The sequence below is a fragment of the Lentzea alba genome, assembly GCF_011067745.1.
In the GTDB taxonomy this organism is placed as follows: Bacteria; Actinomycetota; Actinomycetes; order Mycobacteriales; family Pseudonocardiaceae; genus Lentzea; species Lentzea alba.
This window is the reverse complement of sequence record NZ_JAAMPJ010000001.1, coordinates 619036-634177: the sequence shown is the minus strand read 5'-3', so window position 1 is coordinate 634177 and position 15142 is coordinate 619036. Positions and strand designations below refer to the sequence as shown.

Genomic DNA, 15142 nt, shown 5'->3' with positions numbered 1-15142 from the left:
GCCTTCAAAAGCCGGGCATAGAGAGCCCGGCCGATCCGAACACGGTAGCACCTCGCACCCAAAGTCAAGCCCCAATCGCGCAGTGGTCACCTTATGACCGCTTGCCCGGTGTGGCATCAGGCCTTGACGGCTCGCCTTCGCCTTTGCCTCGCCAAGATCGGCGGGGCGATCAGGCGGCGGCGTGGAGAAGATTTCTCCGGGGCGTGCGGTTTTTGTCCATCCAGCGTGGAGCATAGAACGTGGGGATGCCGTGCTCCATTGTCACGTCCCATTCACTCTGGTGGATGAGCGTGTGGTGATGGCGGCACAGTAGAACGGCATTGTCGACGGAGGTGTCGCCGCCGTCTGACCAGTGGCGAATATGGTGGCCGTCGCATTGTCTGGGTGGTCTGCCGCAGCCGGGGAAAGCGCATCCTCGGTCGCGGGCGACGAGGGTCCGGCGGATTCCGGCGGTGAAGGTGCGGGTCTTGCGGCCGATGTCCATCGGCTGGGACTTCGCCCCCAGCACGAGCGGGATGATGCCCGCGCTGCACGCCAACTGACGGACCTGCTCGGCCGGGACGCGTTCGCCGTTGTCCAGCGTGGCCTGGCCGACCTGCTTGGCGAGGTCGTCGTAGCGCATGGTCATGGTGAGGGTGACGGGTTCGCCGCCGTGTTCGGGCAGCTGGTCGGCGCGCAGCATCAGGTCGACCAGCTCCGCCAGCGCGTCGCCTTCACGCACGGCCCGTGGCCGCAGGTCGGGGCCGTCCTCGGCGGTCTCGGGGCGTGGCTTTGCCAGCGGGTCGAGCAGCGCCTGGTACTTGGCGCCGGTGACCGTGTCCAGCAGGGCCTTGATCTCCAGCATGCCGTTCTTCCAGTTCATCACGTGCTGGTTGACCTGCGGCGCGGGCTCGGAGTCACGGGGTTCGGGGTCGTCCTGGTAGAGCCGGTAGGCCAGTTCCTTGCCGAACGCGCGCACCGCACTGGGCTCATGCTCCCGAGCAAAACCGACGATGGAGTCTTCGACTTCGGCGGGCAGTGCCTTCATGACCTCGGCGACCACCGCGACGTGCTCGACCGACAACGCACCCTCGGCCACGGCCTCGGCGGTCACCGGAAGCGCGGGGGCGAGCTCACTGCCGGTCGGCGTGATCTCATTCGCCAAGAGCCCGGCGTTCGCGACCCATTTCTTGGCCGTCGTAAGATCCCAGCGGACCGCGTGCCGCAACACCTGCGGCAAATTCTTGTAACCCAGTTCACCCGCAGCTCCACGCCGATCCAACTCGGCAATCTTCTGCAGGACAGCATTCTCCCGAACCCGAATCTCCACCACCTCATCAACGAGGCTGCGCAGCAGCTCGTCGGTGGGGAGGAGTCGGGTTTCGATCACGTGTTCTACTTTACCGCAAGATCACGACGGAATAACGCCTAAAGGCGACCACGATAGGGTGAACCGCTGGGCAAGCGGCGATAAGGCGACCATCGCGCGATTGGGGCTTGACTTTGGGTGCGAGGTGCTACCGTGTTCGGATCGGCCGGGCGCTCTATCAGCCCGGCTTTTATAGGCCGATATGCGCCTCGCAAGGGCCCCGAAGTCAAGCCCCAATCGCAATCGTCGCGAAGCGGCGATGAAACGACCCGGCCCGGTAATGTTCAACCGACACCAGTTCGGCAGTGCAACCGCCAAACCGGGCCACTCCGCGTTATCGGCGGGCGCGGAGACTCAGGCGTACCCGAATGTGAATCGGCGGACATGCTCCGCCTCGTCCGGGTCGAACCACACGAGTCAAAGCTCCTGCCCGTATCAGTCGTCCTTGTTCGCCGTCAGCTCGGCCAAGACCTCGTCGTACTCCGGATCGGCGCGGTCGGAGAACTCCCAGTCTCCGCCGGCTCCAGAGCGGATGGCTGCATCCAGGGAGACGAACACCTTCGAAAACCGCTTCCTGCCCTGGCGGGCGATCGCCTCCTCGTCGCTCACTCACCACCACCTGCGCGAACCATGTTCCGGCGCTCCTCAGTCCCAGTAGTTGAAGAGCGCTTCGCCGAGGGTGCCAGGCCGCCAGTATTTGATGTCGTCGGGTGAGATGTGGGGCCAAGTTGTGGCGTCGAACGGGCCGTTCAATTCGGACAGGATGAGCACCCGAGAGCTCGGCAGCAGCGTGGCCAGCGCGGCCAGCAGTTCAGGGGCGTCGGCAAACGTCAGCGGGTCCGACTCCCCGGTACCGCCGACGAAGTCGATGGTTCGGGGCTCTGCGATAGCCAGCATCGCTGAGTCGCGCGTGCAGGCCACGGCGAGAGTGCGCTCGTCGTAGGCGATGAGCCCCTGGTGGAAGTTGGGTATCACGTCGTCGGCGAGGCGGAACTCGAGGACCTTGCCACCAGTGCGGCGGGCAGCTGCGTAACAGGCGCGCCGGAAGTTGTGGACGTCCGTCATCCGGTGAAGGTACCGGCGGCCACGCGTGCAGAAGCCTCCAGGTGTTTTCTTCCTGATGCTCAGGTGGCCACCCGTCTGGACACTTCACCTCCCCGAGTTCCCAACTAGGGTGGAGGCGTGGACGCACTGGACGCCATCGAGTCGGTCAACACGTTCATCGGCACGAAGGACGAGGGCAACACGTTCCCCGGCGCCTCCATGCCCTTCGGCAAGGCGCACTCCAGCCCGATCGGCTCCCACTACGCCGGCTATCGCTACGACGACCAGCAGATCCGAGGTTTCGGGCACTTCTTCCTGTCCGGCGCCGGCTGCTGGGAACAGGGCGGCCTGGTCCCGATCCTCCCGGTCACGCAACTGCCGAGCACCTTCGACCACAAGCGCTACGCCACCCGCTATTCGCACGACGGCGAGATCGGCAAACCCGGCTACTACAAGGTCAAGCTGGACCGCGACATCACCGTCGAGTGCACCGCGACCACGCGCGCCGGAGTCGAGCGGTACACGTTCCCCGCGGGTGTCAACGGCACGTTGCTGGTCAACGTCGGCCAGGCCAACGACAAAGAGCCGGTCAGCGCCAGCAGCATCAAAGTGATCGACGACCGCACGATCACCGGAACCGTGGAGACACAGGCGTTCTGCGGTGGTCGGCCGTACATCACCTACTTCACCACCAGGTTCGACCGTCCGTTCCGGGAGTTCGGCACCTGGACGCCGGCCGGACCCAAGCCGGGGCAACGGGAATCAGCGGGCGGCGCCGGACTCAGGGGTGCCTGGGTGACGTTCGAGCCGGGGCCGGTCACCGCGTGCACGGCTCTGTCTCAAGTGGACGCGCAGGGCGCGACCACCAACCTGGACACCGAGACCAGCGGCAAGGACTTCGACGAGCTCCGCAACGAAGCCCAGGACGCGTGGCGGAAAGAACTCTGCTGCATCGAGATCGAGACGGACGACTGGGACGAGCGCGCGGTCTTCTACACCGCGCTGTACCACGTGCTGCTCCAGCCGCTGACCGGCAGCGACGCCGACGGCCGGTACCGCGGCTTCGACAACCGGATCCACGAAGCGGACGGCTGGACTTACTACGAGTACTACTCGCTTTGGGACACCTACCGCGCCCACAACCAGCTTCTCGCCCTGATTCGCACGCAGCGCAGCAAGGACATCGCCAGGAGCGTCCTCGCCATCCACGAGCAGGGCGGCTGGCTGCCGCGTTGGGCGTACGCGAACCAGGAAACCAACTGCATGACGGGCGACCCGGTGACGCCGTTCCTGGTCGACCTGTGGCGGTTCGGTCACCTCGAAGGCCGGGAAGAGCAGGCCTACCAAGCCCTGCTCCAGAACGTCGACGGCATCCCGCCGGAAAGTTCCCGGTTCCAGGGACGGTCCGGCAACCCGCACTACCTCAAGAACGGCTTCGTCCAGTACGACAAGCGCTTCCCGAAGAAGGGGCAGGACACCGACCCGCACCACGGCGCGTCCGCGACCCTCGAGTACGCGCTGGCCGACGCCACGCTCGCGATCATGGCCGACGCGCTCGGCCACGAAGAAGACGCGGAACGACTCAGGAAGCGCGGGCTCAACCACCGCAACCTGTGGGACCACAGCGTCACCGATCGCGGCTTCACCGGCTTTCCGCGCCCCAAGCTGCAGAACGGTGCCTGGCTCACGCCGTTCACCCCGCAGGGGCCGGACGGGTTCCACGAGGGCACGGCCTGGCAGTACCAGTGGCTCGTCCAGCACGACGTGCCCGGGCTGATCACGGCGCTCGGCGGCAAGGCGGCGGCCGAGGCGCGGCTCGACGACTTCTTCGCCTACGCAGATCTGCTCATCGACCCGGCGAGGACCGTTCGCGAGAAATGGGTTGTTGGGCCCTACGACTACTACAACCAGTTCAGGTACAACCCGAACAACGAGCCGGACCTGCACGCGCCGTGGATGTACGCGCTCATCGGCAAGCCGGAGAAGACGTCGGTCGTCGTCAGGGCCGCGCAGACGTTGTTCGTCAACGGACCCGCAGGCGTCACGGGCAACGACGACCTCGGCACGATGTCGGCCTGGTACGTGTTCAGCGCGCTCGGGATGTACCCGGCGGTGCCGGGAACTGGCGAGTTCGTGTCACACGCTCCCAGGTATGCAAGGGCTGTGGTCCACCTGGAGAACGGCAAGGACATCGTGATCAAGGCCGAGGCCGCGGACGTCACGAAAACGCAGGTGGTGGAGCGGGTTCGGAGCGGGTGGCTCGGTCGGGCGAAGGATCGGATCGAGCTCGCGGAGCTGCGGTCGGGGACCACGCTCGAGGTCGACCTCCACACACTTTCCAATTGAGACGCCAAAACGGTCGTAGGCTCGGGGGATGGGCACCTGCGCGAGCTGTGGCGGCGACTTCGCGCCCCTGCCGTCGCGGGCGCGGTACTGCTCCAACGCGTGCCGTCAGCGTGCCTATCGTCAACGCTCCGCGGGTACGTCCACAGTGGTCGCGGAGGTACCCGTGTACGGCGACGCGTTCGTCGGCCGGGAAACCCAGCTGGCCGAGCTGCTTCCGTTGCTGCGCAAGCACAGGATGCTCACGCTCGTCGGCTCGGCCGGGGTCGGGAAGACGCGGCTCGCGGTCGAGCTCGCGAAGCGCGCCAAGCGGACGGAGGTGCGGACGGTCGAGCTCGGCAAGCTGAGCCGGCCCGGCCAGGTGGTGCAGGCGTTCGCGGAAGCCGTTGGGGTGTACCAGCACGCGGGGGTCGCGCTCAGGACCACGCTGCTCCACGAGCTCGCGAACCGGAGAACCCTGCTGCTGGTCGACAACTGCGAGCACCTCGTCGACGAGTGCTGCGACGTCGTGGACGCGCTCCTGTCGCGCTGCCCGAACGTGCAGGTCCTCGCCACGAGCCGGGAAGCCCTGCGAGCCGTCGGTGAGGCCGTGTACCCGCTGCACGGCATGGACGAGGACGCGGTCCGGCTCTTCGCCGAACGCGCCGGCACGACAGGCGGTCAGGAGGCGATCGCCGCCATCTGCGCACGGCTGGACGGTGTGCCGCTCGCGGTGGAACTGGCCGCGAAGCTCTCCCGATCGGTGCCGCTGGGCGAACTCGCGAGTCGTCTCGACCACCGGCTCGACCTGCTCAGCGACGCCGACGAGCAGGCGCGCCACCAGAGTCTGCGCGCGGCCATCGCGTGGAGCCACGACCTGCTGACCACACCGGAGAAGGAGCTGTTCCGCCGGCTCGCGCTGCTGCCCGGGGGGTTCGGGCTCGAGATCGCCCAGGTCGTGCACGGCGGCCCGGTGATCGGCCTGCTCACGGCGTTGCAGGCGAAGTCGTTGGTGGTGCGGGAGAACGACGGCCGTTTCCGGATGCTCGAATCGGTTCGTCTCTACGCGGAGGAACGCCTGCGGGAGCAAGGCGAGCACGAGGTCGCCGCCGAACGGATCATCGCCTGGCTGTGTGAAAAGGGTGAACCCGCTGTCACGTCGTCGATCTTGGCGCCGGAACAGTTGCAGGCGCAGCACCAGGAGTACGACAACGTGGCGTACGCGTTCGCCCATCTGGTTGCGCCGCAGGACGAACGACGGCTGATGCTCGCCACGATGTTGCTGCGGGTGTGTTTCGACCGCGGTTACTTCACCCAGGCCGGCGCGGTGCTGATGCAGGTGCTGCACCAGTCCTCCGCCGACGCCCGCTACCGGATCCTCGCGCTGGAGTACGCGTCTCTGTTGGCGAGCCACGAAGAACGCCACGACGAAGCCGTGAAGTACGCGATGGAGGCGGTCGACACCGCGGAGGCCAGTGGGCAGGAACTGATCATGTGCCGGCTGTTCCGCACGTTGGCGGGCGCCTACGACGGCGCGGGTGATGCGCCGAACACGACCTGGGCGTTGCGCCAGTCGATCCAGCACGGCGTACGCAACGGCAACGACGTGAGTGTGGCGGTGTCGAGTCAGAATCTCGGCTGGCTGCTGCTCGCCCAGGGCGACGTGGACGCCGCGAGCACCCTGGTCGAAGGCGCCTTGCCGGTGCTGAGAGCGCAGGCACGGCCGGACGTCGTGGCGGCCGCGGCCCACACGGCGGGCTGCATCGCGTTGGAGCGCGGGGACTTGACGACGGCCGGCACGCGGTTCGCCGAGAGCGCCCGGAAGTCCGAGAGCCTGCCGCGCGTGGTGCTGGAGGCGGTCGAGGGTCGTGGCCTGGTCGCGATGCTGGCGGGACGGCACGAACTCGGTGTGCGCCTGTTGGCCGCGTGTCAGCAGATGCGCGCGACGTGGATTGTTCCGTCGGAGTCGTGGTGGCAGCGGAAGATGGACGCCGCACTGGACCTCGCGCGGGAATCCTTGTCCCGCGCGGCTTTCGGCAGAGCCGTCAACGCGGGGCAGGCGATGGACGTCCGGCACGCCCTGGAAACCGCGCTGGACGGGGAGATCGTCGGGGACCCGGTGCTCAGCGACCGGCAGCGGATGGTGGTCGAACTGGTGGCGCAGGGCATGACGAACGCGCAGGTCGCCGCCAAGCTCGGGATCTCCCACCGGACCGTGGAATCGCACGTGCACAACGTGAAAACCGCGTTGGACCTCTCGACCCGCGCGCAGCTCGTGGCATGGGCTCAATCACGTCCTACTGAGACGTAACGCTGCGGTTCATCCGGATGACTTCACGCCCCCTGCCGTTCATTGTGGGTACAACCAACGGAAGGGGAGGGGGCGACGTGGAACCGTTCCGTCTGCTGCACCCCGACCTCGTGCCGCACAGACGTGAGTCGTTGCGGCACGCTGCGTCCATGCTCGTCCAGATGGGGTTGGACGACACGGTGCTCTCGGCGCCGCCCGTGCACCAGCGACTGGCTCGCGTCGTGCTCGCGAGCAGCGACGTGATCGAGTGGACGCCCGGCTACGGGGTCCAGACCGGTCACGACGAGCGGTTCGGCATCGTGCGGGTGGGCGGCGACCGCGGCGGCGTCTTCCTGTCCGGCATCCTGATCGCCTACCTGGACGTGCTGGAGAACGCCGCCAGGATGGGCACCTCGGTCAGCGAGGACTCCTGGCGCACCTTGCTCTGGGCGCCGACCGCGCTCTTCGACCACGTGCTGCGCCGTCCTCAGGTCGGCATGACCGTCGTGACTCCCGGCCCCGGCACCGAACACCTGCCCCACGAACGCGCCCAGTCCGGCCAGCGCCTCTACCTCGCGCTGATGCAGGCCGTCCGGTTCGCCGTCAGCGGCGTCGTGCGGGCCCAGGACGACAGCCCGCTGGTCGAGGACTGCGTGACGCTCGCGACCGCGTGCCTGCGCGCCGCGACGGTGGCGCTCGAGTTCGCCCGCGACGTCGGCGCCGGCCGGCCGTTGCCGATCGTGGAGACCTCCGAGCACCGCTTCCTGTGGCAGATGATCAGCGAGGTGCGCGCGGCCGTGCCGCGTGCCCGCTTCGACCAGTTCGCCGCGGCCCTGCGCAGGCTCAACGACGTGTACACCGCGAGTCCGCTCCTCGTTGTGGGCAGCTGACTTCGAACGTCTCGACTTCGCGCCGACTTTCGTCGTTCCGCCCCGCGAACGAGCTCGCGGTGACCTAACGTCCGCGCCATGACAGAGGAACGGTCGGCGGTCGTGGTGCGGGACGACCGCAAGAGCTACGGCGAGCTGAAAGCGGTGGACGGGGTCTCGTTCACCGTGGCCGAGGGCGAGTTCTTCGGCATCCTGGGTCCCAACGGCGCCGGCAAGACCACCACGCTGGAGATCATCGAGGGTCTGCGCGAGCCCGACAGCGGCGAGGTGCGGCTGTTCGGGGAGAGCCCCTGGCCGCGCAACGTGAAGCTGCTGCCCCGCATCGGCGTGCAGCTGCAAGCGACGTCGTTCTTCGACAAGCTGACCGCCAAGGAACAGCTGCAGACGTTCGGCTCGCTCTACGGCGTGAGCCGCGCAACCGCGGCCGACATGCTGGAGCTGGTCGGGCTGGCGGACAAGGCGAACGAGCAGGAGAACAAGCTCTCCGGCGGCCAGCGCCAGCGGCTCTCGATCGCGTGCGCGCTGGTGCACGACCCGGACATCGTGTTCCTGGACGAACCGACCGCGGCGCTCGACCCGCAGGCCCGCCGCAACCTCTGGGACGTGCTGCGCGCGATCCAGGAACGCGGCAAGACCATCGTCTACACCACGCACTACCTCGACGAGGCCGAGATCCTCTGCGACCGCGTGGCCATCATGGACAACGGCAAGATCCTCGCGCTCGATCCGCCCGCGGTGCTGGTGCGCGGTCTGGACGCGCCGACCCACGTGACGCTGCAGAAGGGCGTGCTGTCCGTCGTGGACGCCTCCTCGCTCGACGGTGTCGATGAAGCGCACGAGAACGAGGTGTCGCTGACCATCTCCACCCGCCGCCCGGCTCCCGTGCTGTCCGCGCTCGCCGACCGCGGCGCGCTGGACGGCCTGCAGGTCCGCACGGCCACCCTCGAAGACGTGTTCCTCAACCTGACCGGTCGGGAGTACCGCGCATGACCGCGTTCAAGACGCTCTCGGTGGCGATGCTCAAGGGGTTCATCAGGGACAAGGTGACGCTGTTCTTCACCTTCCTGTTCCCGTTGATGTTCCTCATCATCTTCGGCCTGATCCTGCGCGACGTCGGCGCGGACAAGACCAGGATCGCGGTGGTCGGCGACGGCCCGATCGTCTCGGCGCTGCGCGACAGCGGTGCGCTGGAACTGGAGTCGTACAACGACGTCGACGCCGCCGTGCAGAAGGTGAAGGACGGCGACCTGCCCGCGGCGTTGATCATTCGCGGCCAGCAGCTCGACGTGCGGTTCGCGCAGAGCGACCAGGTCAAGTCCGCGACCGTGCTCGGGATCGTCAACGGGTTCGTGGACAAGGCGAACCTCGCCGCGACCGGTCAGCCGCCGAAGTTCACGTTCGCCGCGGAGAAGGTCGAGGACGCCTCCCTCAAGCCCATCCAGTTCCTGACGCCCGGCATCCTGTCCTGGGGTGTGGCGGTGTCCGCGGTGTTCGGGTCGGCGCTGACGCTGGTGTCGTGGCGGCGCAAGCAGGTGCTGCGGCGGATCCGGCTGGCACCGGTTTCCGCTGCTTCCGTGCTGTCGTCGCGGATCCTGGTCAGCACGGGCGTCGCGCTGGTGCAGGGCGCGATCTTCATCGGCATCGCGTCGCTGCCGGTGTTCGGGTTGCGGCTGTCCGGGTCGTGGTGGCTCGCGATTCCGTTGCTGCTGCTGGGAACCATCGCGTTCTTCGCGCTCGGCATGCTGGTCGGCGCGTTCGCCAAGACCGAGGAGGCGGCCTCCGCGGCGGCGAACATCGTGGTGCTGCCGATGGCGTTCCTGTCCGGCACGTTCTTCCCCGTCGACCAGGCGCCCGCGTGGCTGCAGACCGTGTCGAAGATCTTCCCGTTGCGGCACATGAACGACGGCATGCTCGACGTGCTGGTGCGGGGCAAGGGGATCGAGGCGCTCGCGATGCCGGCGGCGATCCTGGTCGGCTTCTCGCTGGTGGTCGGGTTCCTCGCCTCGCGCGTCTTCAAGTGGGAGGAATAGGACATACCAAGACATACCCGGACAGGCCCGGTGGTCGTGTGCTCCCCGTCACGGTTCATGATGGGGAGCCATGACGTTCTCCACAGCGGCTGGACGGTTCCGCATCTTCGCCCTCGCCGAGGCGATCTCCTGGGCGGGGCTGCTGCTCGGGATGTTCTTCAAGTACGTGGTCGTGCAGAACGAGATCGGCGTCAAGATCTTCGGCCCGATCCACGGCCTGATCTTCGTGGGCTTCGTGCTCGTCACGCTGATGGCGAAGGACCCGCTGAAGTGGGACGTCCGCACGCTGGTGCTCGGCCTGGTGTCGAGCATCCCGCCGTTCGGCACGGTGATCTTCGAGCGCTGGGCCACGAAGACCGGCCGCCTCGCCGAGACCTCTACCGCACCAGCCGCCGAACAGCTCTGAGCTCTCCCTGCGGGTCGCCTTCGTGGTAGATCCGCTCGGACTGCTCGATGTTGTCCAGGAACTCCTGGTACTTCACGGCGTTGTGCAGGCGTGACGCGCGGTGGCCGACTTCGAGCGCCTGCACCGGCCGGCTGTCCGGGCGGTGGGCGAGCCAGGCTTCGCTCCACACCCGGCTGATCACGTCGCGCTGGTCCGGGAAGAACTCGATGAGCCGGCACGCGTCCAGCGCCGGGTGCCCCCAGCACGCGTCGGACCAGTCGATCACCACGCCGCTGTCGCGCCAGTTGCCCGCGTGGAAGTCGCCGTGGGTGAGCGTGTCCGGCAGGCCGAACGACGGCATCGGCACCGTGGTCGGCGTGAGCTGCGGTTCACCCGCGAGCGCGTGCTGCACCGCGACCCAGCGCGGCACGACCCGCTCGATCATCTCCTCGGTCAGGTGCCAGCAGTTGCCGCCGTCGGCCTGGCTGAGCAGCACCCGGCCGGGCGCGCTGGCGAGCACCTCGGGCACCAGCGTCGGGTCGTGCGCGGCGACCATCTTGATCACCTCGCCCTCGTCGGCGAAGAACGGCGGGATGGCCTTCAGCCACACCGGTCCGTTCGTGGTGGGCAGCCGGTGCACGCTGGACAGGTTCCAGGTCCTGATCTGCTCGGCCGGTCCGGTGCGGGTGATCACCGTGTCGGCCCACTCGACGAGCTCGGCCGGCCCGCCTTTGCGTGCCCACGGGTGGCGGTGTTCGGCGTCGGGCTCCGGCTCGGTCGCGGGCTTCAGCTTCGAGCGGTCCGGTTCCCCGTGCGCTTCCACGTGATAGGTGACGACACCGCCGAACGGGACGCGGCCGCCTTCGACCGACACCAGGCGCAGCACGCTGGTCGGCACGCCGAGGAGGTCCCGCAGCGCGGTGTTGATCGGCTCGACGTGGTTCCAGTTCGGCGTCTCGACCGGGATGACGTCGGTGCGCCCGGCGAAACCGCTGGGCGTGCTGACGAGGGCGATGACCGAGCGGTCCGGGCGGTCGACGATCATCGGAGCTCCCTGATGGTCCTGAGCTCGATCTCCACGCCACCGAGGTGGTAGATCCGCTCTGATTCCTCGATGTTGTCCAGGAACTCCTGGATCTTCACCGCGCTGTGCAGCAGGTAGGCACGCTGGGCGACCTCCAGTGCCTCGCGCGGACGGCTTTGCGGACGGTGGCGCAGCCAGGCCTCCGTCCACACGCGACTGATCAGCTCGTGGTGCTCGGGCCGTGCGACTTCGAGCAGCCGGCAGACGTCGAGCGCCGGGTGGCCCCAGGAGGCGTCGGACCAGTCGATGATCTTGCCGTTGGCTCGCCAGTTGCCGGGGTGGAAGTCGCCGTGCAGCAGCGTGTCGGGCAGGCCGAAGTCCGGCATCGGCACCGGAGTCGGGCGCACCAGGGGCTCGCCGGCCAGTGCGTGCTGCACGGCTACCCAGCGCGGCACGACGTCCTCGACGTACTCGGGTTCGAGCGGCCAGCCGGACCCGCCCGGTTCGTCGCGCAGCAGCACGCGGTGCGGTGCGGACGCGATCAGGCCGGGGACGAGTGCCGGGTCGTGCGCGGCGACCGTCTTGATCAGCATGCCCTCGTCGGCGAAGAACGGCGGTACCGCCTTGAGCCACACCGGTCCGTTCGCGGTGGGCAGCTGGTGCACGCTCGACAGGTTCCACGTGCGCATCTGGACGGGTGGGCCGGTGCGTTCGACCTGGGTGTCGGCCCAGGCGACCAGTTCGGCCGGGCCGCCCCTGCGTGCCCACTCCTGGCGGTGTTCGGCGTCGGGCTCGGGTTCGTCGGCTGGGTGCAGGTGCGTGCGGTCGGGTTCGCCGTGTGCTTCGACGTGGTAGGTGACCAGGCCGCCGGCGGGCGACCTGCCGTTCTCGACGGAGACCAGCCGCAGGACGCTCGTGGGCACGCCGAGAAGCTGTTCGAGCTTCTCGTTGACCTCGTGGACCTGGTTCCAGAACGGTGAGGAGACCCCGATGGCGTCGGTGCGGCCCGCGAACCCGCTGGGGGCGCTGGGGGCGCTGACCAACGCGATGATCGACCGTTCCGTCACGGGACCATCATCGCGGCGCGCTCAACCGGATTTCAGTCCTCGAAGTCGCCGCTCGCCCGGCGGACCTTGGCGAGCAGATCGGTGAGCTGCTCGGTCTGCCGGTCCGTCAGGCCCTTGAGCCCCAGGTTGACCTCGACGACGGCCGCGGTCGCGTCCTCGCGGCGCTTCAGGCCGGCGTCGGTGATCTCCACCAGCGTGGTGCGGCGGTCGGTCGGGTGCGGCGTGCGGCGGACCAGGCCGTCGCTCTCCAGCCGGTCGACGATGTTCGTGACGCTCGTGGGGTGCAGCTGCAGGCGCTCGCCCATGACGCGCATCGGCAGCGCGCCCTTGCGGGAGAAGTAGAGCAGCACCAACGCCTCGTAGCGCGCGAACGTGAGCCCGTGCGGTTTGAGGGCTGCGTCCACGGCGGACTGGATGATTTGCTGGACACGCATGACGCTCGTGACGGCGGCCATCGACGTCGCCGAACCGACGCGCTCGTCCCACAGGTCGGCCGCGCGGGCGATCGGATCGAACGGCAGCGGTGTCATGGGGACCGAAGCTACCAGTCAGTACGCCAGAGGATCATCAGGAGGTTCGTGTGCTTGTCGCGTTCAGCGTCGCTCCGTCCGGTTCGGACTCCTCGGGAAGCGTGGCGAAGGCGGTCGCCGAGGCGATCCGGGTCGTGCGGGAGTCCGGCCTGCCCAACGAGACGAACGCGATGTTCACCTTGATCGAGGGGGAGTGGGACGAGGTGATGGCCGTGGTCAAGCGCGCGACGGAGGTCGTGCAGGCCAGCGCCCCGCGGGTGTCCCTCGTGCTCAAGGCGGACATCCGGCCCGGCTACACCGGTCAGCTGACGGCCAAGGTGCAACGGGTTGAGGAGCACCTCTCCGACACGCCATGATCTCCGGGCCGCCGCTTTTCGTCCCGATCGACGAGCGGAGGCGCACCCGTGAGATTCATGATCGCTCTGCTGGCCGCGGTGCTGGCGGTCGTTCCGTCCGCGCACGCCGGACCGTCCACCAGGTGGGACAACATCGGCCCGAACGGAGCGGGCGGATACCTGGCGTTCGCCAAGGACGTCGCCTACGTGTTGCCCGGCGCGGGCCAGCAGGTGTTCCGGTCCGGCGACCGGGGCCGCAGCTGGCGGCAGGGCCGGCCGTTCCCGGAGATGCGCGGGGCCGCGCTGGCGGCTGATCCGGCGCGGCCGGACACCGTGCTCGTGGCCGGGTACGAGGGCGGTGGCGGTGCCGGGACCGTGCTGCGGTCCGTGGACGGCGGTCTGTCGTTCTCGGTGGCTCTGCGGACGCCTTCCGAGGTGCAGGACGTCGCTTTCGGGGGAGCGTTCTCGTACGCGGCCTCCGCGGAAGGCGTCTATCGCGGGGTCGGCGGGCTGACGTGGTCGTTGCTGCCCGGCTCGCCTGCTTCCGCCGAGGACGTGCAGGTGGTGGGCTCGGACCTCGTCGTGGCCGCGGGCGGGGTCGTGCACGTGCTGCGGGCGGGGAAGTGGTCTTCGGTCGACGTGCCGGCGGACAAGATCAGCTCGCGCGGCGACGTCGTGGTGGCGCGCAAGTTCAGCGGCGGGGTGCACCTGTCCGTCGACCGCGGGGCTTCCTGGCGTGCTGTGTCCGGGCCGTGGACGTCGTCGTGGATCTTGTACGGCGGGATCACCGCGAACGGCTGGATCCAGGTGCAGACGTTGGACGGGCACTTCATCAGCGCGGACCTGGGTGCGACCTGGAAGCGGACCGACGCGGTGGAGCGCGTCGACGTCTACACCGAGATCGGCAGCTTCCCGGACATGCCGGACTGGCAGTGGGTCTACGGGTCCGGCGGTGTCTACGCGACCGCTGATCACGAGCACTTCAAGCGGGTGGGAGTGCCGGGGGCGCACGTGTTGGCGCTGGCGGTGTCCGGGCGGTCGATCATCGCCGGGACGATGCAGGGGTCCTACCGGACCGATCTGCCCGTGGTCGCGCAGGAGTGGGACTTCGACGGGTCCGCGCCGCCGGCCATCGGGAACCGGATCGGGGCGTTGGCGGCGCGTGACGGGGTCGTGTTGCGCGGCCGGAACGGGTATCGCGGGTCGCAGGACACGATTTTCGTCGAACGGTCGTTGGACGGTGGTCGTTCGTGGGTGACCAACGCCGAGATGCCGGGCAACACGCGTTCTCTGGTGTTCGACCCTGTTGTGCCTGGTCGGGTTTATCTGGGTGCTTACCTGGTCAACGCGTTTTACGTGTCTTTGGACGGTGGGCTGTCCTTTGTGCAACGGGTGCATTCGCCTTTGCGTGGGATCAAGACGATTGCGGCGGACGCTGGTGGCATCTGGCTCGCGGACGCCGGTGGCCTGTACCGGTCCACCGACGCCGGGCTGACGGTGAAGCAGGTGTTGCCAGGACGGATGAACTCGGTGCTGGTGGATCCGCGCGATTCCCGGCACGTCGTGGCGGTCGGGCAGAACTCGGTGTTCGTGTCGTTCGACGGGACTTCTTTCGTGGAGGTACCTGGCGTTTCCGCTGAACAGCTGTCCGCGATCGCGATGTCGCCGTCCGGAGTGCTGTACCTGGGCTCGATCTCGTTCGAGGGCTCCAGCAAGGGCGTGCTGCGGTCGTCGGACGGAGGCCGTTCGTGGACGGTGTTCGGCGGCCCGGACGTCGAACGTGGCGTGGAGTCGCTGCTCGTCTCCTCGGATGGCCGAACGCTCTACGCCGGCACGGTGAGCGGATCCGTGCACAGACGTTCGCTGGGTTAGCGTGT

Annotated in this window: 14 protein-coding genes; 8 read left to right on the top strand and 6 right to left on the bottom strand. The window is 68.2% G+C overall.

Going from position 1 to position 15142, the window contains the following annotated elements; all coding sequences use genetic code 11:
• Nucleotides 1–169: 169 nt before the first annotated feature.
• From G7043_RS03060 to G7043_RS03050, 3 genes are all read right to left on the bottom strand, one after another.
• Nucleotides 170–1369, bottom strand: coding sequence for an HNH endonuclease signature motif containing protein (locus tag G7043_RS03060; protein WP_166043606.1), 1200 nt, complete (start codon nt 1367–1369; stop codon nt 170–172).
• A gap of 414 nt (nt 1370–1783) precedes the next feature.
• Nucleotides 1784–1957 (bottom strand): hypothetical protein, encoded by a 174-nt coding sequence (locus G7043_RS03055; RefSeq protein ID WP_166043604.1) that lies wholly within the window; start codon nt 1955–1957, stop codon nt 1784–1786.
• A 36-nt stretch (nt 1958–1993) separates the two neighbouring features.
• Complete coding sequence (locus tag G7043_RS03050) at nt 1994–2413, bottom strand: hypothetical protein (protein WP_166043602.1); 420 nt, start codon at nt 2411–2413, stop codon at nt 1994–1996.
• Nucleotides 2414–2530: 117 nt separating this feature from the next.
• Between G7043_RS03050 and G7043_RS03045 the strand changes: the two genes are divergently transcribed.
• The 6 genes from G7043_RS03045 (at nt 2531) to G7043_RS03020 (ending at nt 10330) form a co-directional block, all read left to right on the top strand.
• Complete coding sequence (locus G7043_RS03045) at nt 2531–4738, top strand: GH92 family glycosyl hydrolase (RefSeq protein ID WP_166043600.1); 2208 nt, start codon at nt 2531–2533, stop codon at nt 4736–4738.
• Nucleotides 4739–4766: 28 nt separating this feature from the next.
• Nucleotides 4767–7025 carry a helix-turn-helix transcriptional regulator gene (locus tag G7043_RS03040; RefSeq protein ID WP_166043598.1) on the top strand — a complete coding sequence of 753 codons (2259 nt, stop codon included), beginning with the start codon at nt 4767–4769 and terminating at the stop codon, nt 7023–7025.
• A gap of 77 nt (nt 7026–7102) precedes the next feature.
• A complete protein-coding gene (locus G7043_RS03035) occupies nt 7103–7894 on the top strand; it encodes a hypothetical protein (protein WP_166043596.1) in 792 nt (263 codons plus the stop codon).
• Between the two features lie 78 nt (nt 7895–7972).
• Nucleotides 7973–8884 (top strand): ABC transporter ATP-binding protein, encoded by a 912-nt coding sequence (locus G7043_RS03030; RefSeq protein ID WP_166043593.1) that lies wholly within the window; start codon nt 7973–7975, stop codon nt 8882–8884.
• Entirely contained in the window at nt 8881–9924 is a 1044-nt protein-coding gene (locus G7043_RS03025) for an ABC transporter permease (protein WP_166043591.1), read from the top strand. Before G7043_RS03030 ends, G7043_RS03025 begins: the two co-directional genes overlap by 4 nt.
• A gap of 70 nt (nt 9925–9994) precedes the next feature.
• On the top strand, nt 9995–10330 hold the full coding sequence (locus G7043_RS03020) for a DUF3817 domain-containing protein (protein ID WP_166043589.1): 336 nt from the start codon (nt 9995–9997) through the stop codon (nt 10328–10330).
• Here G7043_RS03020 and G7043_RS03015 read toward each other — a convergent pair.
• Genes G7043_RS03015 through G7043_RS03005 form a run of 3 tightly spaced genes read right to left on the bottom strand, consistent with a single transcriptional unit; the run spans nt 10302 to nt 12930 of the window.
• Entirely contained in the window at nt 10302–11354 is a 1053-nt protein-coding gene (locus G7043_RS03015; protein ID WP_166043587.1) for a phosphotransferase, read from the bottom strand. The genes G7043_RS03020 and G7043_RS03015 overlap by 29 nt on opposite strands.
• Nucleotides 11351–12400, bottom strand: coding sequence for a phosphotransferase family protein (locus G7043_RS49755; RefSeq protein WP_166043585.1), 1050 nt, complete (start codon nt 12398–12400; stop codon nt 11351–11353). The genes G7043_RS03015 and G7043_RS49755 overlap by 4 nt, the downstream gene beginning before the upstream one ends.
• A gap of 32 nt (nt 12401–12432) precedes the next feature.
• Complete coding sequence (locus G7043_RS03005; protein WP_166043584.1) at nt 12433–12930, bottom strand: MarR family winged helix-turn-helix transcriptional regulator; 498 nt, start codon at nt 12928–12930, stop codon at nt 12433–12435.
• Between the two features lie 50 nt (nt 12931–12980).
• Between G7043_RS03005 and G7043_RS03000 the strand changes: the two genes are divergently transcribed.
• Both G7043_RS03000 and G7043_RS02995 read left to right on the top strand, forming a co-directional pair.
• Entirely contained in the window at nt 12981–13286 is a 306-nt protein-coding gene (locus tag G7043_RS03000) for an MTH1187 family thiamine-binding protein (protein WP_086663772.1), read from the top strand.
• Between the two features lie 48 nt (nt 13287–13334).
• The gene (locus tag G7043_RS02995) at nt 13335–15137 is read left to right on the top strand and encodes a sialidase family protein (RefSeq protein WP_166043582.1); all 1803 of its coding nucleotides are present in this window, start codon (nt 13335–13337) and stop codon (nt 15135–15137) included.
• The last annotated feature ends 5 nt before the right edge of the window (nt 15138–15142 follow it).